The sequence below is a fragment of the Porphyromonas gingivicanis JCM 15907 genome, assembly GCF_000614585.1.
GTDB lineage: Bacteria > Bacteroidota > Bacteroidia > Bacteroidales > Porphyromonadaceae > Porphyromonas > Porphyromonas gingivicanis.
In genome coordinates, this window is sequence record NZ_BAKX01000002.1 from 1 (window position 1) to 24641 (window position 24641).

21 protein-coding genes and 1 pseudogene are annotated in these 24641 nt (G+C 46.2%); 10 read left to right on the forward strand and 12 right to left on the reverse strand.

The features are described 5' to 3' along the window. Nucleotides 1–3: 3 nt before the first annotated feature. Nucleotides 4–1239: a leucine-rich repeat domain-containing protein gene (locus tag JCM15907_RS11985; protein ID WP_148297429.1), complete on the reverse strand. Its 1236-nt coding sequence runs from the start codon at nucleotides 1237–1239 to the stop codon at nucleotides 4–6. 685 nt (nucleotides 1240–1924) lie between these two features. Between JCM15907_RS11985 and JCM15907_RS02110 the strand changes: the two genes are divergently transcribed. Beyond that, nucleotides 1925–3247 carry an ATP-binding protein gene (locus tag JCM15907_RS02110; protein ID WP_025842532.1) on the forward strand — a complete coding sequence of 441 codons (1323 nt, stop codon included), beginning with the start codon at nucleotides 1925–1927 and terminating at the stop codon, nucleotides 3245–3247. Nucleotides 3248–3276: 29 nt separating this feature from the next. Here the strand turns inward: JCM15907_RS02110 and JCM15907_RS02115 are convergent, their stop codons facing one another. The 4 genes from JCM15907_RS02115 to JCM15907_RS02135 all read right to left on the reverse strand — a co-directional run bounded on the left by JCM15907_RS02115 (nucleotide 3277) and on the right by JCM15907_RS02135 (nucleotide 6350). Continuing rightward, nucleotides 3277–3768 carry a DUF4365 domain-containing protein gene (locus JCM15907_RS02115; protein ID WP_025842533.1) on the reverse strand — a complete coding sequence of 164 codons (492 nt, stop codon included), beginning with the start codon at nucleotides 3766–3768 and terminating at the stop codon, nucleotides 3277–3279. A 551-nt stretch (nucleotides 3769–4319) separates the two neighbouring features. Next, complete coding sequence (locus JCM15907_RS02125; RefSeq protein WP_025842534.1) at nucleotides 4320–4997, reverse strand: hypothetical protein; 678 nt, start codon at nucleotides 4995–4997, stop codon at nucleotides 4320–4322. Nucleotides 4998–5091: 94 nt separating this feature from the next. Next, a complete protein-coding gene (locus JCM15907_RS02130; RefSeq protein WP_148297430.1) occupies nucleotides 5092–5757 on the reverse strand; it encodes a S24 family peptidase in 666 nt (221 codons plus the stop codon). 59 nt (nucleotides 5758–5816) lie between these two features. Beyond that, nucleotides 5817–6350 (reverse strand): HXXEE domain-containing protein, encoded by a 534-nt coding sequence (locus tag JCM15907_RS02135; protein ID WP_025842536.1) that lies wholly within the window; start codon nucleotides 6348–6350, stop codon nucleotides 5817–5819. 500 nt (nucleotides 6351–6850) lie between these two features. On the opposite strand from JCM15907_RS02135, the gene JCM15907_RS11990 reads away from it, so the two are divergent. From JCM15907_RS11990 to JCM15907_RS02165, 5 genes are all read left to right on the forward strand, one after another. Next, nucleotides 6851–7783, forward strand: a complete 933-nt coding sequence (locus JCM15907_RS11990) for a DUF4373 domain-containing protein (protein WP_025842537.1) — start codon at nucleotides 6851–6853, stop codon at nucleotides 7781–7783. Between the two features lie 84 nt (nucleotides 7784–7867). Continuing rightward, nucleotides 7868–8623 carry a P-loop NTPase family protein gene (locus JCM15907_RS02145; RefSeq protein WP_025842538.1) on the forward strand — a complete coding sequence of 252 codons (756 nt, stop codon included), beginning with the start codon at nucleotides 7868–7870 and terminating at the stop codon, nucleotides 8621–8623. 503 nt (nucleotides 8624–9126) lie between these two features. Continuing rightward, nucleotides 9127–9411 carry a hypothetical protein gene (locus tag JCM15907_RS02155; RefSeq protein ID WP_036884206.1) on the forward strand — a complete coding sequence of 95 codons (285 nt, stop codon included), beginning with the start codon at nucleotides 9127–9129 and terminating at the stop codon, nucleotides 9409–9411. Nucleotides 9412–9526: 115 nt separating this feature from the next. After that, on the forward strand, nucleotides 9527–11737 hold the full coding sequence (locus JCM15907_RS02160; protein ID WP_148297431.1) for a T9SS type A sorting domain-containing protein: 2211 nt from the start codon (nucleotides 9527–9529) through the stop codon (nucleotides 11735–11737). Between the two features lie 187 nt (nucleotides 11738–11924). Continuing rightward, the gene (locus JCM15907_RS02165) at nucleotides 11925–13691 is read left to right on the forward strand and encodes a leucine-rich repeat domain-containing protein (RefSeq protein WP_025842542.1); all 1767 of its coding nucleotides are present in this window, start codon (nucleotides 11925–11927) and stop codon (nucleotides 13689–13691) included. A gap of 330 nt (nucleotides 13692–14021) precedes the next feature. Here JCM15907_RS02165 and JCM15907_RS02170 read toward each other — a convergent pair whose 3' ends face one another. Beyond that, complete coding sequence (locus JCM15907_RS02170) at nucleotides 14022–15389, reverse strand: LamG-like jellyroll fold domain-containing protein (protein WP_025842543.1); 1368 nt, start codon at nucleotides 15387–15389, stop codon at nucleotides 14022–14024. A gap of 1014 nt (nucleotides 15390–16403) precedes the next feature. After that, on the reverse strand, nucleotides 16404–16685 hold the full coding sequence (locus tag JCM15907_RS02185; RefSeq protein WP_148297432.1) for a hypothetical protein: 282 nt from the start codon (nucleotides 16683–16685) through the stop codon (nucleotides 16404–16406). 363 nt (nucleotides 16686–17048) lie between these two features. Between JCM15907_RS02185 and JCM15907_RS02190 the strand changes: the two genes are divergently transcribed. The 4 genes from JCM15907_RS02190 to JCM15907_RS10215 all read left to right on the forward strand — a co-directional run bounded on the left by JCM15907_RS02190 (nucleotide 17049) and on the right by JCM15907_RS10215 (nucleotide 18344). Further along, entirely contained in the window at nucleotides 17049–17534 is a 486-nt protein-coding gene (locus JCM15907_RS02190; RefSeq protein ID WP_025842546.1) for an HU family DNA-binding protein, read from the forward strand. Between the two features lie 220 nt (nucleotides 17535–17754). Continuing rightward, on the forward strand, nucleotides 17755–17931 hold the full coding sequence (locus tag JCM15907_RS12940) for a hypothetical protein (protein ID WP_159099893.1): 177 nt from the start codon (nucleotides 17755–17757) through the stop codon (nucleotides 17929–17931). A gap of 15 nt (nucleotides 17932–17946) precedes the next feature. Beyond that, a complete protein-coding gene (locus JCM15907_RS13765) occupies nucleotides 17947–18093 on the forward strand; it encodes a peptidoglycan recognition protein family protein (RefSeq protein WP_306305453.1) in 147 nt (48 codons plus the stop codon). Next, a complete protein-coding gene (locus tag JCM15907_RS10215) occupies nucleotides 18027–18344 on the forward strand; it encodes an N-acetylmuramoyl-L-alanine amidase (RefSeq protein WP_370664402.1) in 318 nt (105 codons plus the stop codon). Before JCM15907_RS13765 ends, JCM15907_RS10215 begins: the two co-directional genes overlap by 67 nt. A gap of 3 nt (nucleotides 18345–18347) precedes the next feature. Here the strand turns inward: JCM15907_RS10215 and JCM15907_RS10220 are convergent, their stop codons facing one another. The 5 genes and pseudogenes from JCM15907_RS10220 to cas3 form a co-directional block, all read right to left on the reverse strand. Further along, on the reverse strand, nucleotides 18348–19490 hold the full coding sequence (locus JCM15907_RS10220; RefSeq protein ID WP_242396790.1) for a class I adenylate-forming enzyme family protein: 1143 nt from the start codon (nucleotides 19488–19490) through the stop codon (nucleotides 18348–18350). Further along, nucleotides 19382–19870, reverse strand: coding sequence for an AMP-binding protein (locus tag JCM15907_RS13250; protein WP_242396765.1), 489 nt, complete (start codon nucleotides 19868–19870; stop codon nucleotides 19382–19384). The genes JCM15907_RS10220 and JCM15907_RS13250 overlap by 109 nt, the downstream gene beginning before the upstream one ends. Before the next feature lie 180 nt (nucleotides 19871–20050). Then, nucleotides 20051–21160: a hypothetical protein gene (locus tag JCM15907_RS02210; RefSeq protein ID WP_025842547.1), complete on the reverse strand. Its 1110-nt coding sequence runs from the start codon at nucleotides 21158–21160 to the stop codon at nucleotides 20051–20053. Nucleotides 21161–21180: 20 nt separating this feature from the next. Continuing rightward, entirely contained in the window at nucleotides 21181–22497 is a 1317-nt protein-coding gene (locus tag JCM15907_RS02215; protein WP_025842548.1) for a hypothetical protein, read from the reverse strand. Further along, a pseudogene (cas3, locus tag JCM15907_RS10225) lies at nucleotides 22494–24634 on the reverse strand (CRISPR-associated helicase Cas3'). The gene JCM15907_RS02215 and the pseudogene cas3 overlap by 4 nt, the downstream one beginning before the upstream one ends. Nucleotides 24635–24641 lie beyond the last annotated feature (7 nt).

The following is a 24641-nucleotide window of genomic DNA, read 5'->3' on the forward strand; positions in this document are numbered from 1 at the left end:
CTGTCACGTTGAGTTCGGATAGCTGATTGTCGGAGCAGCGGAGATCCTGCAACTTGGGTTCTGGCTCACGTTGAGTTTGGATAGCTGATTGTCGTCGCAGGAGAGTTGCTGTAACTCGGGGTTTTGGTTCACATTGAGTTCGGATAGCTGGTTACTGTAGCAGAAGAGATCCTGCAACTTGGGGTTCTGGCTCACATCGAGTTCGGAGAGTTGGTTGCTGGAGCAGGAGAGTTTCTGTAACTCGGAGTTTTGGCTTACATCGAGTTGAGTGAGATCGTTCTCCCAGCATCCGAGATGGGTGAGAGAGGGAGCTTCTTTTACATCAAGTTCTGTTACTCCTTGCCCATTTGCATAAAGAAAGTGTACATCTCCTTTGATGGTGATTTTGCCCTCTGGATCGGTAATCTTGTAGTCTCTATTATCTACGTGTGTTGCACCCTCTACGCTGAACTCGTCATTGGCTCTGATATCCAGAGTAATAATCTCGTTTGCTTTCTTTTGAGTGGTAAGGGATATTTGGAGGGTAAGTCCTTCGTAGGATGCATAGTGAGTTTTTCTTCTCAAGATATAAGAGTACTCAGGGTTCCATCCTTTCTTGAGAGCTTCCTCTACTTGCGCTTTGGTGCAGACATTATCGCCGGGGTATTCTTTTTTTTTGATTTTGCTGACTACGACAAATCTGCCTTTCATCTCTTTTGCACTACGGTCGGGGAGTGTAGCTACGAGATCGGATATCGCTTTGTTTTTAATCTTGTTCTTGTAGCAGTAGAGGGTTTCTAAGTTGGGGTTTTTGCTCACGTCGAGTTGTGTGAGATAGTTGAACTGGCAGCGTAGGGCTTTCAAATTAGGATTCTTACTCACATCAAGTTGAGCGAGTTGATTATTCTCGCAGTCGAGGGTTTGTAAGTCGCGGTTTTGCCTCACATCGAGTTGAGTGAGTTTGTTAGCTGTACAGCGGAGGGTTTTCAAGTTGGGGCTCTTACTCACATCGAGTTGTGTGAGTTGATTACCTTCGCAGTAGAGTTTCTGCAACTTGGGGTTCTGGCTCACATCGAGTTGAGTGAGTTTGTTTGCTGTACAGCGGAGAACGGTTACATCGCCTTTGATGGTAATGCGCCCCTCGCTGTCGGTTATGGTGTAGATTGTGCCAGAATCAAGGGTCGCACCCTCTACTACAAAGTCTCCGTTGGCTGTAATGCCTAATGAGATCATTTTCCCTGTGGTTTGTTTTGTAGTCATTGTAATCTGGCTTTGTGCATAGTACGGGTGGCGGTTAGTAGCGCCATGAGGCAAGGAGTATGCCCAAGAGTAATTTTCCTTTTCTCATTGTTTTCTTTATAGGGTTAGTATATATTATATCCTTTCATTTTCCTACCGATAAGGGGGTACTTCAAAGCCTTTTTTTAGCAATCGTTGAAGTCTTTCTTTTTTAACATTTTGGCAGGGCGTTAAAACGATGTTCCCAAAGAGATGGCAAAGTTCCTACTTTTTCCCTGAAAAATACTTATCAATTTCTGCCAAAAAACTGTCATTTTCGGACATCTTGTAGGAGATAAAACCGTAAAAATCGGACATCAAATATTTGTATTTGTCTGTAAAACAGATAGTAATATACTATTTTTGATGTCCGATTTTTCACTATCCCTAAAAAGAGGGTGGTAGAGTTTCTTTTCCTCTCTATTGAGTAAATGTGTGCCGAGAGTATTCTTCCTGTTTTAACATTTGAGGTATTTTTCTTAGCGTTATGAACACGTTCTTTTTGAGAAAATAGAGATTCGAAAGAGGGAGAGGCGTTCGCTTGTACACCCCCGATGAGCAAAAGTTCGAAGCTCCGCAAGAGGAGGGTCAATTTGTGCATCTCAACTATTCGCAATAAATTTGTAACCATGGTTACGGTTACGGCGGTTACAAAAAGAAAAGAGCTATGAAGTTTTACGATAGGACCAACGAATTGGCGGAGTTGACCCGCATACAAAAGCTCTCTTTTGAAGAGCATTCTCGCCTGACGGTCATAACGGGCAGGCGTCGCATCGGCAAAACAAGCCTCATAATGCAAGCCGTAGAGGGCACACCCACCGTTTACCTTTTCGTGGGGCGTAAGAACGAAGCCACCCTTTGTGAGGAGTTCATTCCCATTATTCGGCAGGCGTTGGGGATCTTCGTTCCCGCTGAAATCCGCTCCTTCCGCACGCTCTTTCAATACTTGATGGAGGTCGCTGGCAACACTCCTTTTAACTTAGTACTCGACGAGTTTCAAGAATTTTACAACATCAACGAGGCGGTTTACAGCGATATGCAAAACATTTGGGATCAGTACCGCAAGCGTTCTCGCATGAACCTCATCGTCTCGGGGTCGCTCTACTCGCTCATGCAGAAGATATTCCAGAGTGCCAAGGAGCCTCTTTTCGGACGAGCAGACAACACGATTAAGTTGGAAGCCTTCTCCCCGTTCACACTCAAAGAGATACTACACGACTACCACAAGGAATACACGCCCGACGACCTTCTGGCTCTCTATACCTTCACGGGCGGAGTACCTAAGTACGTGGAGCTCTTTTGCGATAATAGAGTGCTTACGGTGGATGCAATGATTGATTTTATGGTGCGAGACAACTCCCCCTTTACCGAAGAGGGCAAGTACCTACTCATCGAGGAATTTGGCAAAAACTACGCCACTTACTTCTCTATAATCGGTCTCATATCGGGCGGCAGGAACACCCAACCCGAAATAGAGAATGCTCTCGGCAACAAAAGTCTCGGTGGGTATATCAAGCGGTTGATAGAGGACTACAACATCCTATCACGCCAACGCCCCATTCTCTCCAAAGAGGGAACACAAACGGTGCGCTACGAGATACGGGATAACTTTATCCGATTTTGGTTCAACTACTTCGACCGCCACCGTTCGCTCATAGAGATTAAGAACTTCGAGGCTCTTCGGGAGATTGTTCGTGCGGACTATCCAACCTATTCGGGCGTGATGCTGGAGCGTTATTTCAAGCAACAAATGGCAGAGAGCCTCCAGTATCGTGCTATCGGTTCGTGGTGGGAAACCAAGGGCAAAGCGTACGAAATAGACATTGTAGCCCTCAAAGTAGAGAAGAATAGAGCCGTCGTGGCGGAAGTAAAAAGACAGCGGAAGAACTTCCGTCCCGAACTCTTGGCGGAGAAAGCTGCACACCTCAAGCAGAAACTTCTCCCGAAGTATCAAATCGAGCAACGTTGCCTCTCCTTGGACGATATGTAACCTTTATAATTTCCACTTCTTTCTTCTATTTATATTTCTTTACCTGCCTCTTTTTTTTGTGAATGGATTCCAGATACTCTTTTAAAAATTGAAGCCCAGTCTATTGTTGAAAGCTTTTCACTTCTGGGGATTTTTACGGTAAAGGAAGCTTTTCCCTGGGGAGGTTCTGGGATATCTCTTATGAAAATATAATAGGCTTCGTTTTCTTCTTCCACATATTTAATAAGTAAAGCACATGAGAGTTCTTCTTTTAAGAGATTGTAGGTTGCTACTTTTAGTCGTTGTCTCTCATACTCTGGCTCCCGTTTACCCTTGTTAGATTTTTTAGAACTCTTTAGTTGAACAAGAATTTTAATAGGATAAACATCCCCTTCAAGTATTGGAATTATTATATAATCTACCCCGTAATCAGGGAACTCTTTTCTGCAAATCCATTCTTGAGGCAGATGAGTTTGCAAAAAGCGACCAGACGTTTCTTCTAATACGTGCTCCTTAGTTCTTTGGGGGAATTCTTTCGTCATATTTCTGTTGCTAATTATTTCTTCTTTGTGCGAATTTAGTCATTTTTTTATTGGTGGAGTGGTGCGGTTTGAGTACTGTCGAAAGGATTTTTAGGAATTGCGGTGCAGTTCCTTTTTAATCAAAGTTTACACCGATGGTAGTATGCAAGGATTATCTATTTTAGGATTGGTCGTATTGGTTGGGGCTGTGGTGCAATGGACTCGTAGAACGCCCCGTCGCAGGTTGCACCGTAAACGCAACTCATAAAAGAACAAAGGGGCAACCCTCTCCTTTTTCTCAGTAATTATACCGCCCCTCTCTCAAGGGAGGGTATTTCTTTTTGCTCCCTCTCCTCTTTCTTTTTGGTGGTATTTATCTCTCGCCTTTTATTCCCAAAATGGGCAAAGAGCATAGCGGTAGACTTTTCGCACCTCTTGATATTCCGACTTTGCCCTTTGCTTGGCGAATGAATGCCCAAGGAGCACCCCTCCCGAACAATCCCCTATAAAAAAGAGACCGCCCTCGTGTGATGGTCTCTTTTTTTGTCTTCCTCTTGAAGAGAGTTATTTTCTCAATCTCGGAGACGCTCCCAATCTTTAGAAGATACTAAAAGATTAATCAAATCTCGTATAAATATGGATAAAAGGAAGAAAATAAATCCTTGCTCGCTTATTTCTGACAATGCTTTTTGTCCGTGCAGGAGCCTATTCCTGAATCTCATAGTAATGTATACAAGAGCCTCGATTTTTTCTGTCAGAGAAGGGTTGTTGTTCAAAAGAATATCTCTTGTCCTTTTTTTAGTGCTTCCGTTGCCGAATAAATCTTCGAAATCTTTATTGGTTGTTTTTTCGCTTGTTTCAGAATTAGTGATATATCTCTCGTTGAAAAAAGAGAATAAAGAATTGATTTTTTCGAGGAGGACTTGAGAGAGCTCCTTCCCCCCATTTGTGTTCTGATCTAATAGAGTTTTAATATTATTCCAACCCTTTTTGGTACTATCTTTTCTGTTTGTTAGAAATTTTTCAAAGAGTGCGTAGTAAAAGCTAAACTCTTCTGTTATAAGTAAAGTGGCGGGACTAATGGGGTATGAGAGCTTGTTGCCTAGCCATTCTGCCATGTCTGTTGAAGCCTCTTCCATAAATAAATGAAATTCGTCTTCTGGATAATGATGGTGATCCTTACATGTAGAAATGAATTCTTTTATTAGATTATTCTTTATCTCTAGGTATATAAATTCTTCGCGTGTCATTTTTTTTGCTTATTAGTTGATAATTCAGTTATATTTTCGGGTCAATGGGGTTGCTTCGAGGGGCTTGGGGACGTTGCTCCCGCTCTCCACCGCATCACGCTAAGAGGGTGTTCGAGATGAATCCTTTCACACGGAAGATGTTGTGGATGTTAGCGCCGAAGATTTCAAACGGGGCGTAGAGCGTTTGGTTTTCGTTGTCCGATATACAGCGTATGATGTGCCCGCTCTCCTCGTCGTTGCCCACGATGCAGAGGCGTTTTATCATGCGTTGTCCGTCTCGGGTTACCACCAAGTAGACTTCGCCGTTGATGATGGTGTCGATGCGTTCGGGCGAGATAACGACGATGTCTTTTTCCTTTGCCGTGGGGTACATACTATCGCCCGTTACGTTGAAGCCGATGCACCCCTCATAACCGGGGAAGTTGATGCGCGTGTAGGGTTGCTGGAGTTCGTTGTCTTCGATGCCCTCGATGTTGCTCGCTGTGGCAGACATCAAGTAGAAGTATTTGAGGCTGTTGCGGTCGTTGAGCGAAGTTGGTTCACCCTCTGCCGAGTCGTCCCTCTCGTCGCTGAGCATATCGCCCTCTCCATAGAGCAACCACTTGCGGTTGAGTTGTGGGTATTGGCGCAAAATCTCTTCGAGCTTCTCCGATCCGATGCCTATACGCATCGAGGATACGTAACCGTTGGAGAGTCCGCACTGCATTTCAAAACTTTTGATTGAGATACCTTGGTGGCGGATAAATTGCAGTAGGCGCAACTTGATGGGCTGATGTTAAGCGGTTGAGTAGCCATAATTTACTCGTTATATTTCTTCGTTTATTTCTTTTTGTACTCCCAGCGATGGAACTGGGACATAAGGTAAAATGCCGACCCTAAACTGATGGCGGTGAGGAGGATGCCGACAATGCCCCACGCTATCATTTGTTCGAGTGAGAGGAGGTCTGCCTTGACAAATTGGGCAAAGGCATATCCGCAGTAGGGTAGGGTGAGGAGCGTGGTGAGGAGGACGGGCACATATTTGCCATACACTGCCCATTGGACAAGGTGCGCCACAAGGTGCAGGGAGTGCCCGACCAAGGCGGCAAACCACCATTGATAGTTGCCCGAGCCGATGGCGTAGAGTACGATGAGGCAGAGAAGAATGAACTCGTGCGCTGTACCGAGGGCAAATGTTGCTGTTGAGTAGTCGAACACTTTCTGCCGGGTGAGGAGCTTTGCTACTTGTGGGAAGCGTTGTTCTATCTCCGCTCTATGACGAGTTAGCCAGCTTCGGAACATTATAATTTCCTCATACTCGTGGAGCATAAATGCAAGAGGCAGCAATAGCAGGGTAAACTCGACCGACTTCATTCCTTTTTCTAATCTTTATTCTCTCAACTCGAACCTCTAATCTTTATTCGACTCCTCTCAGTGGGTTTCGGGCGTTAGGAACGTGCCTTTTGCTCCGAATGATTATACCTTTCTTTTTTTTGCGTAGAACATTTTCTAAAATATGATAGAGCGTTTAGTGTAAAAGTTCTATCTTTGTGGCGTAAATGTTCCGTCGCTTGCAAAAGTACGACATTTATCTCGAAAGAAAAAAGTGCTTCCCTCGGAGCATTCCCTAAGTTGAGCGTGAGGCATTGGCTCTTTTTTACTCAGAAGGCTCTTTGTTGCGGTTGGCTGTTAGAGCATTGTACAAGGCACAGGGAGGTCGCAGAGGATGCTGTGAGAGTGTTGTGCGGTGTTGGCAAGAGGAGATACTTTAACGCCTCTCAGAGGGAGATTGGAAAACATAGAGAGGGCGGGCAAATGTAGCTCTAAAGAGCTTTCTTAAGCGTTGGTAATTAACATTAAAAGATAGGATTATTATGAAAGATGCATTTTACTTTTCGCACGATAGCAATGCTTCGCGCGATGCCAAAATCGTAGCCGTGCGCCGTAAGTTCGGGGCTATGGGTTATGGTGTTTACTTTATGATTATCGAGCGTCTCCGAGAGGAGCGAGACTATACCCACTGCCGTTGCTATGCCGATTTGGCATACGATATCCAGGTGGACGAAGAGGTGGTGCGCTCCATTGTGGAGGACTTTGAACTCTTTGCCTTTACCGAGTGTGGCGACCGATTCTTTTCGCCCAGTCTGCTCCGCCGTATGGAGTTGATGGAAGCATCTCTGCAAGAAAGGAGTAAATCTTCTGCCAGCAAGAGTAGGCGGACGGGCATCTCACGAGGCAATCCTAATTTTCTGTTAGGGCACACCAACCCATACAAAGAAAAGATTGAGAAAAATAGAGAGAACTCCGATAAAATCAATAATTCCGATAATTCGGTAGATAATTCTCTAACTATAATTCCGAATTATGACAACGATGCAGCAATAGCAAAAGATAATTCGGTGCAGAATTATGAACGAATTATGCCCCCTATAAAAGAAAAGAAAGAAAAGGAAACAGAACCTAACCTAACTCAAGGGGGAGAGAGTGCGCCCGAAACACGCAACGCTGCGCCACGCTTCGTTGCCCCCACCGAGGGAGAGGTAGAGCGGTTTGTTCGAGAGGGTGGTTATGAGGTCGATGCCGAGCGCTTTGTTTCGTTTTATGCCTCCAAGGGTTGGATGGTGGGGCGCAACAAGATGAAAGATTGGCAAGCGGCAGTACGCAACTGGCACCGACGAGAGCGCAAGGAGGTTGCCGAGCGTAAGCCAGTGGGCGAGTGTCGAGTGTTGGAGTGGGGGCAGCGGTCAGAAGCCGTTGGTATGCGTTTCAATCGAGATGCCAATGCCGAGTGGGGCAGGGCTGTCTGAGCATTTCGAGGGGGCGGTGCAGAAGCGTTGTGGCGTTTCGAGTAGCATTACCCATCTAAGCTATTTCTCAAAAAGAGAACAAGTATGAGCAAACAGAGTATTCGCATCAGCCGATTGGTTCAGTTGGTACGTGAGGGGGGCAGTTTCCCTCTCATTGAGCGCACTCCGATGAACATTGCCCTTGCCAGCTATGAGGAGGCGTTTCTCGCAGTGGCACGCTTGCTTTTACCGCAGGGTTTTGCGGTAGATGAGCATAATAGGAGGGCTGTTTTCTACCTTTTGCAGTGGTTGGAGGGGAGTGTTAATGCTCGCTGTGAGGAGCCTATGGAGGGGCGTATGGTGCCTGCCGATTTGAGTAAAGGCTTCTTTGTGTGTGGACCAACGGGCACGGGTAAATCGCTCGTAATGAACATTATGTCGGAGCTATGCACGCATCTCGGGGTAACGTATCGTATTGGGGATAAGCGTTTCCCTCTTGCTTGGCAGAGTCTGCGCGCCAGCACCATCTGCATGCAGTATGCTCGGGAGGGGCGTTTGGACACTTTCGTAAAACCTCGAGTACTGTGTATTCAGGACTTGGGTTCAGAGCCACGAGAGGTACTCTATATGGGCAATCGGGTGGAGTTGTTACGTATGATTATCGAGGAGCGGGGCGATCGGCACGACTGCATTACTCACTTTACGAGCAATTATAGGTTGGCAGGCGAGCGGCTCCTGCAGTGTTATGGTTCGAGGGCGGTCTCTCGCCTCTTTGAGATGTGTAATTATGTGGAGATGAAAGGCGAGGATAGGCGCAGAGCATCGATAGGAAAAGGCTCTCAAAAAGAGGCTCTTGCATAATGAGATATTGTGGCATTGTTATGAAGTCTCGTATTCGGTTGTTGGGCAGAATAGGCTCTCGACACGTTCTCGCTCCTTGCGCTTTGTACCCTACTCTCTCTCTTTTTGCGCAACCTAAGCTATTGCTTGCAAATGTGCGTTCCTGTTGCCTCTGTGTAATAGCCTCAAAAAGACGATGGGTAGGGAGGGTAGAAACAAAAAACAGTCCCTTGTTTCCCAACAAGGAACTGTGAACGGTTTATTTTCTTGTATTCTTGTCTCTTATGAGATGGTGCAAAAGTAGTATTTCTTTTTGGATAAAAAAAGAGGTGAGCCAATATATTTCTTTTTTTCGAGAGAGGAAATAAACAAAGTTGTAAGTTGTAGAGTGAGCTTTTTGCTCTTTTCCCCGACTTTTAGATTATTTAGAGGGGAGAGCCAAAAGTGTTATGTGATATTTTTTTGATGTAATGAATCGATAGAGTATAGCTGTTGTTGAAAAAGTGTTTTTAGGAGGAAGTTTTATGGAAGTAGATAATCGGTTGGATAGTCATTTTTTGGTAGAAGTTTCTAAAAAGGAGGTTTATCCCCTCTTTGAAGGGGTGCGTACTTCGGGCGAATTTAAGCATCTGTGCATACAGTGTGCGGTGCAGCGTTTAGGTGGGTATGGGCATACTATGGCGTGGCTGGACTACCTGCAAGTGCAGGGGCGGATAACCAAACAGGAAAAGAGCGATATTCGCAAGTTAATCAACACTGCCTTTTCCGATATTGAAGAGCGTGCCAATCGCCGCTTCGGCATTGATTGATCTTTGGGGGTTGAACTATTGCTCCTCCTGTCTATGATAGGTAGGGTGCGCTGTTTGGCTTTCGTATATATTTTTACTACCTTTCGGGAAAGTTAATTTTTAATATTTCTCGGTTATGAAGAAGAGCATTACAGAAATGAAGAGCTCTTTAGTAGCTCTTTTCGAGGGGTTTTATTTGAAGTTCGTAGGGCATCGGAGTACGCTCTCTATGGGTTGCTTTCAGCACCGTGATGCGAGGTTTAGATGGTGCTTCGCATCGGTGGGGCTGATGGCTCTGCTACTCCTCTTAAACGGAGGGGGCGTGCAGCTCCAAGCACAGGAGTGTATCCAGCTCTCGACCCAGAAGAAAGTAGGAGAGACCATTAAGCTGAAGATAAAGGCAAAGGGCACTTTTTCTATCGAAGGCGTAAAAGAGCCTGCCCAAGTCTCCAATTCAAAGGTGCAGTACACTTTGAGTTCCTCTACGATAACTATCAAGGGGGCGGTTACAGAGCTGGTTTGTTCCAGCAGTCAGCTCGAAAAGTTGGACGTAACCAAGGCATCGAGTTTGACCTACCTCGACTGCTCCATCAATCAACTTAAGGTGTTGGATCTTTTGAATACTCCGCATCTTACCTACTTAGATGTGGCAGACAATAAAATATCAAGTCTCAAAGTGGAGCATCTTACGGAGTTGAAGACGTTCGATTGTGGGCATAATGAGCTGACCTCGTTAGCACCGAAAAGTCCACTTTTGGAGGAGTTTTCTTGTCAAGATAACTTCATCGCCTCGCTCGACCTAAGTGCCTGTCCCAAGGTAAGTATCGTTATCTGCCAAGTGAACAGATTGGATAGGGTGGGGATGAAAAACTTTGTTGCTTCGCTCCCAAATAGACCTGATGAAGATGGGCTTCTCTACGTGATAGACACGCAAAAAACAGATGAGCAAAACGTTTGTACTCGAACGGATGTCGCTACGCTCTCGGGCAAAGGGTGGACGGTGTATGACTATAACGGCACCCACGAGAGGGAGTATCCTGGTTCGGAAGAGGGCGGAGATACCCCCAAGCAAACCCTCTCCTTTACAACGGATAAGCCCGTTGGCTCAAAAATTAGCTTCGTTTGTAACGGCTCTTCCGACCTTAAAGCAACAGGAGTGGAGGGCGTTTTTACACCTTCGGAAAGCGTTGTCGAGTACACATTGACCCATCAAACCGTTACGATAGCAGGCTCTTCGATTACGAAATTCGTCTCTACGTACAGTGAGATAACGATGCTTGATGTTTCAAAAGCTGCCGATCTTGAGTGGCTTGATGTCTCTAACAACAAGCTCTCGGATTTGGATCTTACTGCCCTCTCGCGCCTTAAAATATTGGGTTGTGGGGTCAATGCTCTTTCTGAACTCGATGTGAGCGCTTCGGAAGTCTTGGAAGGGCTCAACTGCAACCGCAATCAGTTGACTAAGTTATCGCTATCGAACAATTTGGAGAACCTCAGTTATCTGAACTGTTCCGGCAATAAAATACTTTTAATCGATGCTCAGCATATGCCTGCCTTACAGACACTGGTTTGCTTTAGCAACAAGCTCACGCATCTATATTTTTCGGAGCGTAATGCTAAACTTGAGACGCTACAATGCTTCGATAATGAACTCCGTCGCATCGAGACGCAAAAGTTGCCTCGCCTCAGAAAGCTCTACTGTGGTACGAACTTTCTCTCTCAGTTGGAACTCTCACACAATCCTCTCCTTGAGGAATTATGGTGTGGAGGCAATGAGCTCACCCTGCTGGACCTCTCGCATAACCCTGCAATGTTTGAGTTGCTCTGTGCGTTCAATAGGCTGAGTTCGCTGGTCGTTTCGCCCCAGGCAACGGGAATGATAACGATTGATTGCTATGTAAATCAGATGAATGCCGATGCGATGGCAAAGCTCGTAGAGTCGCTCCCACAGGTCCAATCTTCCGATGATTGTCTCTTTAATGTGGTCGATACTCAAGAGAAAGAAGAGCGGAATAGATGTACCAAAGAGCAGGTCAAAAAGGTACTTGCTAAAGGGTGGAAGGCTATGGACTTCAATGGGGGTAACCTCAAACCCTACGATGGAGAATGGAGCAGTTGCGAGAGAGGGGCAGAGAGGGCTATTAGAGTCTATCCCTCCAGTTTTGATAGCTATCTGGCAGTGCAGAACAAACCTCTCGAAAGCTCTGTCTACCTCTACGATAGAGAGGGGCGACTTATTAAGGAGTGGAGCTCTTGTACGCAGGAGATACTCGACACCCAAGAGCTACCTCAAGGGCAATACATCATCAAAATAGACAACTATTCACAACTCATCGAGAAGCGATAGCCTCTGTGGAGCAGGAGAGTAGGGCAAGTCGGGGTATTGGCTTAGGCAGATGACTCTGATGCGCCCCACCTCTCTCTCTCTGGGGAGGGGTAATTGTTTTTTTTGTAAAATAATGCTAACTTCACATCGTTGGAGAGGCTCTTTCTGTCTCGGTATTACTTTAGATAAAGGTTAAAATTGATATAATATGAAGGCAAAAGGTACTATTTTAGGGTTGTTCGTTGCTCTTATGGCAATGTTTACATCCTACACCGCTGGGGCACAGCATCAAGTTAAACTGACCACCGCCAAGAAAGTCGATGCCATACTCGATATAAACATCAACGCCAATGGCGCATTTACCGTAGAGGGGGCTACTTTGAGCGCAGAAAATCAGTACAAACTGACCGATGCCCAAGGCAATATCGTTATCAAGGGCGATGTGCGTAGCTTGGTCTGCTCAAAGTTGGAGCTTACGGCGCTCGACGTTACGCAAGCTCCCAGCCTTACATCGCTTTACTGCGAGGAAAATGAACTCAAGGCGCTCGATGTGAAGCAAAACGAGAAGTTGAAGATTTTGCATTGCTTCAAAAACCAAATCCGAAAGTTAAAGGTGGACGAAAACGAGGCGCTCGAAGAGCTTTTCTGCTATGACAATCCGCTCTACACCCTTGACCTTAGTGAGAACAAAAAGTTAAGATGGGTATCTTGCTCTGCCAGCAAAATAGGACGTCTCAAAGTGGCTCAGGATGGCGCCTTGGAGACTATACTCTGCTCGCAAAATGAATTGAAAGGTGCAGGTATGCAACGCCTATTGCGCTCCCTCCCCAACCGTAAAAGCATGGCACTAAAGGGCAAGCTGATGGTGATTAACAACAGCGAAACGCCCGATGGGAATATCTTCTCCTCTAATGAGGCTTCGATTGCTGAGGAGAGGGGGTGGTTACCCAGAGAGTGGAATAAAGAGCAGGACAAATGGATCGACTATGCGGGCACAGAACCAACAGTGGGCAAGGGTATTATGACGCTAACTACTTCCAAAAAGAAGGGCGAAACCCTCACCATGACGTTAGGTGCGAGTGATTGTGTAAATATAGAATTATTCGAGATAGAGGGTGCCGAGGAGGTCAGTGCGCAAGAGGGCATCATAACCTTCCGATTGACCGACGAGCAGGGGCGCATTACCATTAAGGGCGACTTGAGCTACTTTGCCTGTGTAAACGATGATATTACCGCTTTGGATGTTAGCAAAAACCCTCAATTAGGTCAACTTGTCTGTTCTGTAAACGCATTGAAAACTATTGATGTGAGAGCTTTACCCTATTTGGAAACATTGGATTGTTATGGCAATAAGCTCTCCACGTTGGACGTGAGTCATAACGCTCTTTTGAGTTCTCTGATGTGTGGCAAAAATGAACTCTCGTCGTTAGATGTGCGTGCCAATACGGAGTTAGAGTATCTCTACTGTGATGGCAATCGCCTATCGGAGGTAGACCTCTCTGCCAACCCCGAGCTTGAGGTTTTTGATTGCAGTTATAATCAAATTACCGCCTTAGACTTTAGCCACAATCCCGATGTGAGGTCTGTAGCTTGTGCTCAAAACAATATCAACGAAAGGGCTATGGATGCACTCATCGCCTCTCTCTCCAACCGCAGTGACGAGGAGAAAAAGGGAGACCTCTTGGTAGTGGACAAGCGAGATAGTAAGGATAAAAACGTTTGCCTCAAAAGACAAGTAGCAACGGCACGCCAAAAAGGATGGATGCCCAAGGAGCTAAAACGAGTTGGGGATAATTTTCAATGGGTGGACTTCGAAGGCACCGATGTGGCTATCGAAGACGTATTGGCGCAAGAGTCGGCTACTATCGTGGCGATTTATAGTGTGGATGGACGTCGCCTAAACGAGATGCAAGAGGGGGTAAACATCGTCCGCCTCAGCAACGGCAAGGTGCGCAAGGTAATCTACAGAAAGTAATCCGCAAAGTGTGATGCGTAGCAATAGATAAAACCCGTTGTTCGGCAAGTTATCCTCCTACGCACGATATATTACAAAAGGGAGCTCCTCAATGGAACTCCCTTTTTTTGTTGATGGTATGAATTACGCTACGACTAATTTTCGTATAGAATTCGGCTTTGCGGTAGGTTTGGAAGCAAAGACTGCCCCTATCCGAAACGAGCCGTAAGACGCTGTACCAATTACTTTATAAAGCTACTTTCAAGACCTCTTTTCTGCCATCGAGGGCGATTTGCATTATGTAGAAGCCTTCTGCCAAAGAGTAGGGCAGTTGCCACTCCGTATCGGCATTCAGAGAAGTATGAGCAAGGAGGCAACCCGAAACATCGAATAGAGATATTTGAGCATCAAAATCGACTTTAATTGTTCGGTTGGCATTGTCATATCGATAACCTCCCTTTTCTCCTGCCATTCGGGGGTATTTATTCCAGTGATATTGTCTTTGAATACCATGTATGCGATGTTACCTTTTTGAGAGTCGTTGGGGTCTACTCTGAAAGTTACCATCACTTTACCATCTGCTGATAGGAAGGGGAAGCCCATCACGGGAGTATTTATTTCAGATATATTGAAGAAACTGGATACATCTACACCTGTTTTTTCTTTGATCCACTCATACAAAGGTTTTCGAGTACCATTTTTGTAGCCTATAAAAGAGTCCCAACCTCCTGTTGGAGCAATTTCGCTGCAGAGTAACTCATTATCGGACCACGCATTGATGGCGATAGCATCAGTGATTTTGTCGAAAATTAGGGACTTCTTTTCTGATAAGTTATAGATGTAGGGCGACTCTTTTCCCAAACGTTCCTCGTCCTTTATGTAGGGTTTGCTGCCGGCACAAATGTAGTTGCCATTAAAACTGGGTAGCATTCTGCGCCCAGAAGAGGGGAGAAACGTAAATTCAAAATCATTTGGGAGAGGTATTTGTGTGCCGAAGAAGGTGGCATCGTCTAACCCTTGGATATGGTACTGGTTATCTGCACCCATCTCCCAAACCATAAATCGGTCTAAGAAGCCTGTCCAGTCTTTTTGAAGTCCAAAGATCTTTTTACCATCTTGTGAGCAGAACATAGCATTGGTAAACTGAGGTTCTGTCCCGAGTACATCTTGTGGCAATACTTCCAAAATGGAGAGTTTGTAGCTACCGTCTTCTTGTCGTATCCCCACAAAAGGTTTGAGTGTAAAACCTCCCTTTTCTTTAGCCACATTTCCGCAGATGTGCTTGCCGTCAGCCGATGCGAAGAGAGGACCTACAAAAGGGTAGTCTGGGTCGGGACTTGTGAAAGCGGTGAACTTCTGGTCGGCTCCCGTTATGACACCTCCGCTACCTTCACCAACGAAAATAAGCATATCGCCATTGTCGAATACAGAGACTATACGATGTTGCTTGGCTGGATAATAGCTTTTCTTAGTTGTAAGGTCGTAACGGAAACTATTTTCTGAGTTGAACCCAAAAATGTAGCGACCATTGGAAGAAATACCGCCTATGATGCAGGCCGTTTCATGCTCTCCGGTTAGCATAATAGGCCCTTCTACGATACCTTGAGCCTTTAGGGAGAGAGAGAAGAAATAGGAGATAAACAGCCCGAACGAGAGGGTAAAAGAGAAGCGAGCCAGCTTCTTAGTAATTGTTGTAATTGAGAGAAGATTGTGTTTCATAATGCATTTCTTTTTTATTTTGATAATGTCGTAAAATTGGTGAATCAATACTTATGAAGTGGGTAAAACTCTTTTCTGTTGTTTTGTTCTGGTTCGCCTATTTTAGGTTCTTATAGCATCCTCTGTAACATTGCTTAAGCGTTGTTGTAGACAAGCGTGAACAAGGTGGTTTTTAGTCATTGAAGAGCTTGTCTGGATAGCTTGCGTGTTTATCTATTTTATGGTAAAAAATGTTCTATCCGGACACAAAAATATGTTTTGTTTATTAGAAAAGCAATAGGGCTTGAAAAAGAAAAATAGGAGTGTAAGATGGTAGCGTAGAGCGGCGAGGGCTAAAAAGACATCGCCGATGCAAAGGTGAGTAACTCTGCATCGGCTCTATCGAACTAGTTGAAAAGAATGAAAAAGTAAGTATGAAGATTAAATGTATTTCTCTTTTAAGTTGGTGCCACTACTTTGGCTGGAAAAGGCAATAGGTAGCAACGGAGCTTTTTGCGTAGAGTGATAAGGATTAGGTTTTGGTCTACATCAAAAGCTATTTCTCAGAGAGAGAGGGGCAAAAAAGGAAGTCCCCCGTCTCGTACAGCTTAATGGAAATGGTTATCTTCTGAGGCGCATTGCCTAATGACAGGTGTTTTCATCGCTTTTTAGGCTTGTGCTAAATCCTCAGGGCATTGCCTACGCTTAGGCAATTTCTTCATGGGTTCTCTCGCTGGGAGAGGTGAGGGAGAAGAGGAGGAGCGAAGGGAATTTGTGCCCTTGCCTCCTATTCTTCTTCGGAAAGGATTGTTTTCGAGAGTCCGAGTAACGGTCTCTTTTCACATGCGCAAAGATACGATGAAGCGAGTGAGATTTCCAATACTCTGTGATACCTACTTGTTAGTAATTTTTGCTCTTTTGTACATAGTTGTAGGGGTTTGAGAGGCTCTTGCTGTGTAATAGTCTTAAAGCGACCGTTGGGGTGCGGTAGGGCGTGCAGTAAGATTTTGATAGCAATAGCGGGGCAGAAGCACTTCAATCCACCCCCACAACGCCCCACACCCCTGCCGTAGAGAGAGCGAGGGCGGAGATAGGCAAAAGTTTATGGAGGGGGAGAGTGCAATCGGGTCGGAGCATCAAGGGGTTACTCGTAGGGGAGCACCTACTTTTGTGGTCAGAAAAGCAAAAGCAAGGCGGTTGCGCAAGGGAGGTACTCACCTCTTTTGAAGCCTCCGAGTGGGGCGACTTTCCCCACCAAAGAGAGACCGAAGAGCGGTCGTAGGGAGAGGGCGCACGGCTTTGCGAGAGAGACCTCACAAGGAGGCTCAAAAGGATCTTTGAGATGTGAACAGAGCTGTCAAAGTACATTCAACTGCCAGATGAAACTACGGGACAAAAAGGGTTTTATTTCGTTGATGTCGGTGCTTAGAGTGGGTAGTATCCCTCCATACGGACTTTTTCTTCATCGTAAATAACTTTTGATATCCTAATGCTTCAAAATCCCTTTTCGGGGGAGAGGTGCGATACCCTTGCTCTCCCCCTCTACCTTAATAAATCTTTATCATGATACCGATTTTCGCCTCCTCTTCTTCTTTCGACGGGGAGGAGCGTACCATGAACCATTCAACACCCCAATCTCGTGGGGTAAAACAAGTAATAACCTTATAATAAATCTATATTATGGCATTGAAATTCAGATTGATAGAACGTAATGTTACGATTGGAAAGCATGCAGGTCGTAAACTCTTTTTTGCACAACAGGTAGCACAAAACAAGCTGACCTTTGCTAAGTTGTGCGATGTAATTTCCGAAGGCTCGACCGTCTCTTCTGCCGATGTAAAGGCAGTTATAGACCGTTTGGCTCACGCCTTTAGTCACTACCTTTCGGAGGGCTTTATTGTCGATTGTGGCGAGTTGGGCTCATTCCGCCCCTCTTTCGGAAGTCAGGGGGTAGAGCGTATTGAGGACTTTAAGGTGCATAAGCATCTGCGCAAGGCTCGTGTACGTTATATGCCCCCTCGTAACTTTAGTGCATTGCGCTTGGCTTCCTACCAGCGTATTGATGAGTTGGCTAACAAGCCAGAGACTGGTGCTCCTTCTACGCCCGATGAGGGCAAGAAACCGACTCCTCCCGTAAGTGGAGAAGATACGGGCGAGGGTATTTAATCGCTCTTTTTACAGTCCTTTAGGCAAGTCTTTTTTCAGTAGCCTATTGTAGGACTTCGGTGGTTGTCGTGTACTTTGAGATTGCTCTGTTTTTGAGTCTTTGAGGCGTTCTCTTGGGCTTTTTGAAGATGAGGTGTAGCACCAAATACACTTCAATGAGGGTGGTAAGCAACGAGCTATCCCCCTCTTTTTTATACGAACCTTTTAATCTTTTATCACTATGGACATTGTAAATATTATTGCCGCTTTGGGCGGTTGGGAGTTGGTACGTTTTGTACTCAATTATCTTTTTTATCGTCGTCGTGAGGGAGAGCCTCCTGCCAAGGGTAAGGCAGACCAGAAAGTCGCCATGCCCGAAAAGGAGGAGCCCACGCAGAAGAAAGAAGAGGCAGAGTAAACGGGGCAGTGCATTATGCGAGCGATTGAGAAGATTATCGTGCATTGCTCTGCCACCCCGCCGGAGCAAGATATTGGCGTGGAAGAAATCCGCTCTTGGCATCAAGAACGAGGGTGGTGCGATGTGGCTACCATTATGTGGTGCGCCGAGATGGCTCAATAGAGGTAGGACGTGCCGAAGAATTGGTCGGAGCGCATTGCCGTGGGTACAATCGTACAAGCATCGGTATCTGTTACGTGGGTGGGGTAAATAGCGAGGGGCAACCCGAAGACAATCGCACGCCTCCACAACGAGTGGCATTGCGCAAGTTGGTCGAGTCGCTCATGGAGCGTTATCCTCGAGCCACACTCCACGGGCACAGAGACTTTGCCCCGAAGGCTTGTCCCTCTTTTGATGTGTTGCGCAGTTTGTAGCGACTATGCCTTTCGTTTGCCTGTTTCTAAAAGTTGGACGGAGCCAAAGGTAATGCAATGGGGCATTTCGGCCCGTGAAAGTCGAGGGCGAAGCCATGAGCGTAGAGTTTCCTCACTTAGCGGATTTTCCTTGTCTTTACACTCTACGTGTGCCGCTAAGACTTGTCCAAAAGAGGCGTGGGGGATGGGAAAAACCCTCGCCGTAAAGACCTCGGGATGTGCTACGATGGTGCGTTCAACGACTTCGGGATAGATGTTTTCGCCGCCTGAAACAATCATCTGATCGGCTCGCCCTTGATAGAAGTAATACCCCTCTGCGTTGCAACGCATCAAGTCGCCTGTGCCTTGCCACTGATGGTCTCGCCCTTGCATCGCCCACCCCGATCGCACCCACAGCGTACCTACGCCATCGGCATTGACCTGCTCTAATCGACACTGCACACCCCGTATGGGGCGGCCTAAGGTCGTCTCTGCGTGTCGCTCCAAATCACTGGGCGTGGCAAGGAGAAAGAATCCTGCCTCCGAAGTACCATAAAGATTGTAGATTACCTTGCCGAGCGTTTCGTGTGCCAGTTGGACGAGTGATCGCTCAAGTCGGTCGCCTCCGCAGATAATGCAACGAAGTGTGGATAGTTGCTCCTTCGATGTTGGCTTTTGCAACATACGAGAGAGCATTACAGGTACTAAAGGAGTTGCCTCGATGCGATATTTGCAGATGGCTTGTAGGGCTTGCTCGGTGTCGAAGTGGCGAGTGAGTAGAATTTCTTTGCCCATAACAAGAGAGGTAATAAGCGTTGCCAAGCCAAATCCGTGGTAAAGGGGAAGGGCGATGTAAACGTTTCGGTAGTGGTGTATGCCGATTTGTCGGAGCAATGCCCAAAGAGGAGGGAGAAATTGTGTGGCAGAAGGACGTCGAGCGGCGGCTTTGTAGTGTCCGCTGGAACCTCCCGTGAGTACCGTTAGTTCTCCCCCTCGGCGTATGTGGGGCAGTTTCCCTTGCGGAGTAGGTGTCTCTGTTAGCTCTCTTTTGATGGCTTCTATCGTAGCAAAAGGGGTAGAAAGAGTCTGAGGGAGCGACTGCTCACGAAGATTTTCGTCAAGAAGAAGTAGCTGATACCCTTTGCCCTTGTGGAGTAGAGCCTCCAGTTTTTCGGCTCCCATCTCCGTATTGAGTAGATGCGTGTGTACACCAAGACGAGATAGGCAGGCAGAAGTAATACCGCCATTGTATGATTGCGACAGAGTATGCCAACCCGATGCCCTGCCCGAAGTCCGTAATGCTCTCGTAATAGATATGCCAGTTGTCGAGATTGCTTGTACAAATCTCGGTAAGTGAGAGTCTCACCCTCGGCTGGTAAGAGAGCGGTTTGATATGGATAAGTTTCTGCCGAAAAGCGGAGAAGTGCCATCAGAGTCGTTCCCTCGGAGAGCAGGCTCTTTATCCAGCGATAGACTCCTTGGGGTGTGATGAATTGTAACTTGATGAGAGCTTGAAAAACGGAATGCTGCTTAGAAGATGGCTTCATACCATGTTGGTTGGTGTGTAAGATATTGTGTCGGGAGTTATGAAACCCATTGCACCGAACTCACGGCGTTATTGTTGATCTGAGGTTTGGGCTATGTATTTCGATAGAGCTTAAAGAGGGGTGTGGTACAATTTGTTTTGTCCACAACCCTCTTTTTTATTGCTATCCTTCGATGCAAAGTTACTTTTGATTTTCGTAATCGAATGCCATCATTAGTTCGATGAGCTTCTTCTCTGCCTGTTCGAGGGCATTGGCTTGCTCTTTCGTAGTGGCAATGTAGCCCCCAGCTTGCAGGGTAACGAAAGTCTCTACGTTGCTTAGATTTTCGTCGATGATGGGTACCGCTTTGTTGGAATCTTCTTCGGACAATTTTGCTCTAATACTGCCTGCAATTAGATTGGCATTATCGCCTATTGAGATAGCGAGTGTATCCATCAAGCTGAAGGTGCGAGATTGGTTGGAGGTGATGCGCCAGTTCACGATAGCCTTTGCCAATGCCTCAATCCACGCTTCACGTAGGGCTTTAGGAGCTACTAAGCAGTCGCCAAAAACATTCTTAGAGGCAATCCATCCCTCTGCTTGCAACTTTTTGATAGTTTCGTTGGACATTTCGGGTTCAAGCTGATTGACCGAAACGCAAAAGAGCCTTCTCAAATCAATCGCAATATCGGATACAAAAAGACCGGTTGCACGGCTGTTACTGGGAATCCATTTTCTGCTTAGACTTCTATCTTTCCCTTCTAAAAAGAGGGCTATCTCTTCGTCTGTTAGCTGGTTACCTTTTTCATCTCTTACGATAACTTCGTTGTTGGGTCTGTCGCTTCTATCGAATGAAATATCTTCCGAACTCAATCCCGCCAAAAGAGGATGGAGACCTCTCATAGCAGAGATGGAGAGGGGGCTTCTTCTCTTCAATGTTCTTCCTCTGCTCTCTCCCTCTTCTTGCTCTTCTTGTTTGGTGGCTTTCTTTCCCTTTTTATCTTGCGATTTTTTCTCGGCTTTCATCCAACCTCCGAAGAGTTGGTCAACATAAGTTGGGTCGCAAGTGCCGTACACTTCGCCCTCTTTGAGTTCCTTCTGTTTGGTAACATCGAAGAGGAAAGTTGTGGGGCTGGGCATCGTTTTTAGGTTTTCGCAAACGGCATCGAGTATAGATCTCTTTACTTGCTGTCCACTGGAGAAAGGGATGTAACGACTAAACTGAGCATCGTAGTAGGATTTCTGACCATCAGCCACACAGAAGACAGTATGCTCTGCTCTTTTGAGCGTACGGATATAAATTGTATTCATAATCTTGTATTTCTATTTGTTTATAAATTTTTCTCTACGAAGGTGTAATCGAATTTGAGCAAGGTGTTGAAATAGACGAACTCTTCGTTGGTCATAAGGTGTACCTCGTTTTTCAAGGCTTTTAGTTGTGCCAAATCTTCTTGCTCTACCCCTGCTATCATCTCTGTAAGAGCCTCGATAAAAGGCTTTTTAGAGCGAGCCGCTAAGAGTCCTTTTTCGATGAGGTTTTTCCGTTCGGTGCCTGAGGCTCCCTTCCTGTAACGTAAGATGAGATTTGCCAATTCTGAGGTATAGTCTGTAATCTCTTGTTTATTTCTTGATAACATAGCAATTAACCAAGTTTTATAGGATTGATAAGTAATAATGTCTTCTTCTTTGTTGAGTGCGAAGTTCTTTGCCTCTTTGAGGTATTTTTCCAAATTCTTGGGGCGCAGGGCTTGCAGTCCGATGCTTCCCAACTCGCAGGCTCTTTTGATATGCCTTCCGTATAGAGACTGAAACTCTTTTTGGTCAAAACGTTCGTCGTTTTGATAAAGGTGCTTATAAATCTCTTTTAGTCTCGTGCCCGATTTGAGGTAGAGAGGGATAAACCCTACTGTCTTGTTGGTTTGTCCAAAACTATAAATGTAGGTCATCAGTTTTCTATCGGGGTACTCGCGTGAAAGACTGAAAAATAGCCTTGCCCAATCGACCGTATCGACCTCTATTAAGTTCTCTTTCGTGCTAAATATCTCTTCGTCTTCGAGGTTTGAGAAGGTAAAATCCTCACGATAGCTTTTGCCGAGTCTATAAGTAAGCCACTGCCCATTCCAAGAGTTGATTTGATTACCTCTTAGTTGTTCGAGGGTAGGGTCGTTCAAGTATTGACGGTAAAACTTCCATCCATCGAATATGAGGAGTAGTAGTTCGGCATCGTCAATAAGTAGATTGTATCCCCCTGCCACTCCGATACCTAAACTTGAACCCAGCCAAGAGCAATAGATATCTTCCTCGTTGTATGCTGTAGAGATATCGGTTATAAGCCCCGAGGTACTTGCAAACTCTTTCTCTTCCGAAGCAGGATAGCCCAGTGCAAAGCTGGCATCGGGAGCCTCGTTGGCTACTTTGTCGTGCAGGGCTTCCAACTTCTCTGCCCTCTCTTCGGGGGTTAGAAGATGTGGCTTTTGTCCGCTTTTCATCTGCACAAAGGGGGAGTTGGTTACCCATTGCAGATACTTCGGGTGGTCGAAGAACAGTTTGAAATATTCTGTATCGAAGAACTCTTTGGCGGAGAGGTTCGATTGGTTCTTCTCATTAAAGGCTTTCAAAAACGTTTTTCCAATTATAGAAGTTATCATAGTATTACTCCTAAGTTGCTGTCTATTTTACTAATGTCTAAACCCATCTCGTCAGAGTAGGCTTCGTCGGGTATGATGAAAGGGTGATTGCCCTTTTCGATTTGTGGTCTTTTCCTTACGGCAGTGTAGCGAACGGGTATCTCCAACTGGAGCCTTGTTGCCAAATTGCCCTCTTGGTAGGCTTCTATGTCGTTTGCCGTGATGCACACCACGCTGTCGATGTCGAGGAGTTCAAAGAGAATGGCCTTGCTATGGTGCGTTAGGCAGTCTATTGTAAACTCACCACTCGATTGGAAGATGGTGTGTTGGTCAATCTGTGTAAAGTCGATAGAGGTAAATACCTCATCTATTTTGCTTTGCAACGATCGCTCCCGTAGAGGTTGACCATCTTCGAGTACCTCGAATGACTTCTGCAGAGTAGCTACATCGTAGGGTCTTGCCTCCAGTTGGTTATCTGAGGGAGCTATTACGTAAATATCTTTTAACTGTCCGATGCGTTCGGGACTTCTTTTGCGATTGACTCGCCCGAAACGTTGTATCATAGCATCCAGCGGAGCACATTCGGTAATCATTACATCGAAACTTATATCCAAGCTAACTTCCACAATCTGCGTAGCTACTACGATACAAGCCTCTTCCGAGGTGTTGAATTGATGCACGGCATTGCCTCTGCATCCCAGCCGAGTAGAGCTCGCTCTTTTTCGTTGCGATCTTTCCGCTTGAAGCGACTGTGCAAAAGCATTGAGGGAACAGAAGGATATAGCTCTCTGATTTGCTCGAAAATGTCCTGCGCCCTCTTGACCTGATTTTGTACGATAAGCACCTTCTCTCCTCGTTGAATCGCCTGCTCGATGGTGGGGAAAAGCGTGTCGAACGAAGTTGCCTTGTGTATGATGTGTCTATCATACAAGTCCAACACCTCGGGAGGCAGTTGCACCTCTAAGACGTCATCGCCCAATAGCTCCACAATTTTGCGGTAGAGTAGAGTGGGCATGGTGGCTGTACCGATGTGTATGCGACACCCTATGGCTTTCAAGATAGCGACCAATTTGAGCACAATGGCCTGTGATATGCCCGAATAGGTATGTACCTCATCTAAGATAACATCGCACCCTTTGAGATCAAGCAACATAGCTTCGTAACCTTTCATCCCGAACGCCAACGCCGACAGCTGATGCGGGGTAAGAATTTTTACCGAAGAGCCGATGTGCGACTGGAGTACTGTCTCCTCGTCGCTCCCTTTGCGAGGAACGACTTTCGAGGTGGAGTGGAGCACACGAATGTCAAGAGAAGGATTGTCTCTCTCAAGGTCGTCCGCCACTCGTCGATACATAGCATTGATAGAGGCTTGATAGGGCAGGGTATAGAAAACCCGTCCATGGCATCTACGCAGCAGATAGTCTGTTTTGCCTGCTCCCGTCGGGGCAACGACTATGGTGTGCTTTTGAGGACTATCGGCATTTAACAGAGAGAGGACATAGAGGGCGTTGGGGCGGTTGTAGAACGATAAGTCTGGGGCTTTGAAGAGCCTCGGGAGGAGGGCATCGACCTTGCCCTCTACGGCAGAGGCAAAGTGGTCGGCTGCCATCAAAAGCCCTTTCCACTCGGATACGCCTCGCTCTCTGGACCGCTTTTCACAGTAATTGATAGCGTACTCCAAATTCTCTTCTGCCTCTTGTGCCGATATAGAGCGGTAGGGGATGTCCAGAGCAACCAATACCTCCCACGCTCTTTCGGACCACTGCTTCCACTCTTGTAAATGAAAATCGATATAGTCGTACTCCTCCTCCAAATCAAGTAACCCTAAGTGGGAGATATCTTTCTTAACCGATTTATGATGGCTGACCACCATTTCGATGAGGGCATGCCACTGCTCTTTGGGAAAGGCTGAAAGGAAAAAGAGCGAGGCTACTTCGTGCCGAAAAGGTTGGCGGGGCGCACGGTGGGCATCTTCCGTCAATCGTTTTTGAAACACGGGATGCGCTTTGCCTATATCGTGCAGAATAGCTCCATTGCGAGCTGTTGCCTTATCTACGGAAAGGTAGTCCGCCAAGAGTTCTGCCACCGAAACTACTTGCTCGGTATGGGCAAGTAGGGTAGTACGCTCGGGAGCTGATTTGGCTAATAGGTCGCTCATGGGTTGT

Bases quoted from the DNA above. Each gene is read 5' to 3' on its own strand.
- JCM15907_RS11985 (WP_148297429.1), bottom strand. From the start codon at position 1,239: ATGACTACAAAACAAACCACAGGGAAAATGATCTCATTAGGCATTACA.
- JCM15907_RS02110 (WP_025842532.1), top strand. From the start codon at position 1,925: ATGAAGTTTTACGATAGGACCAACGAATTGGCGGAGTTGACCCGCATA.
- JCM15907_RS02115 (WP_025842533.1), bottom strand. From the start codon at position 3,768: ATGACGAAAGAATTCCCCCAAAGAACTAAGGAGCACGTATTAGAAGAA.
- JCM15907_RS02125 (WP_025842534.1), bottom strand. From the start codon at position 4,997: ATGACACGCGAAGAATTTATATACCTAGAGATAAAGAATAATCTAATA.
- JCM15907_RS02135 (WP_025842536.1), bottom strand. From the start codon at position 6,350: ATGAAGTCGGTCGAGTTTACCCTGCTATTGCTGCCTCTTGCATTTATG.
- JCM15907_RS11990 (WP_025842537.1), top strand. From the start codon at position 6,851: ATGAAAGATGCATTTTACTTTTCGCACGATAGCAATGCTTCGCGCGAT.
- JCM15907_RS02145 (WP_025842538.1), top strand. From the start codon at position 7,868: ATGAGCAAACAGAGTATTCGCATCAGCCGATTGGTTCAGTTGGTACGT.
- JCM15907_RS02155 (WP_036884206.1), top strand. From the start codon at position 9,127: ATGGAAGTAGATAATCGGTTGGATAGTCATTTTTTGGTAGAAGTTTCT.
- JCM15907_RS02160 (WP_148297431.1), top strand. From the start codon at position 9,527: ATGAAGAAGAGCATTACAGAAATGAAGAGCTCTTTAGTAGCTCTTTTC.
- JCM15907_RS02165 (WP_025842542.1), top strand. From the start codon at position 11,925: ATGAAGGCAAAAGGTACTATTTTAGGGTTGTTCGTTGCTCTTATGGCA.
- JCM15907_RS02170 (WP_025842543.1), bottom strand. From the start codon at position 15,389: ATGAAACACAATCTTCTCTCAATTACAACAATTACTAAGAAGCTGGCT.
- JCM15907_RS02190 (WP_025842546.1), top strand. From the start codon at position 17,049: ATGGCATTGAAATTCAGATTGATAGAACGTAATGTTACGATTGGAAAG.
- JCM15907_RS12940 (WP_159099893.1), top strand. From the start codon at position 17,755: ATGGACATTGTAAATATTATTGCCGCTTTGGGCGGTTGGGAGTTGGTA.
- JCM15907_RS13765 (WP_306305453.1), top strand. From the start codon at position 17,947: ATGCGAGCGATTGAGAAGATTATCGTGCATTGCTCTGCCACCCCGCCG.
- JCM15907_RS13250 (WP_242396765.1), bottom strand. From the start codon at position 19,870: ATGAAGCCATCTTCTAAGCAGCATTCCGTTTTTCAAGCTCTCATCAAG.
- JCM15907_RS02210 (WP_025842547.1), bottom strand. From the start codon at position 21,160: ATGAATACAATTTATATCCGTACGCTCAAAAGAGCAGAGCATACTGTC.
- JCM15907_RS02215 (WP_025842548.1), bottom strand. From the start codon at position 22,497: ATGATAACTTCTATAATTGGAAAAACGTTTTTGAAAGCCTTTAATGAG.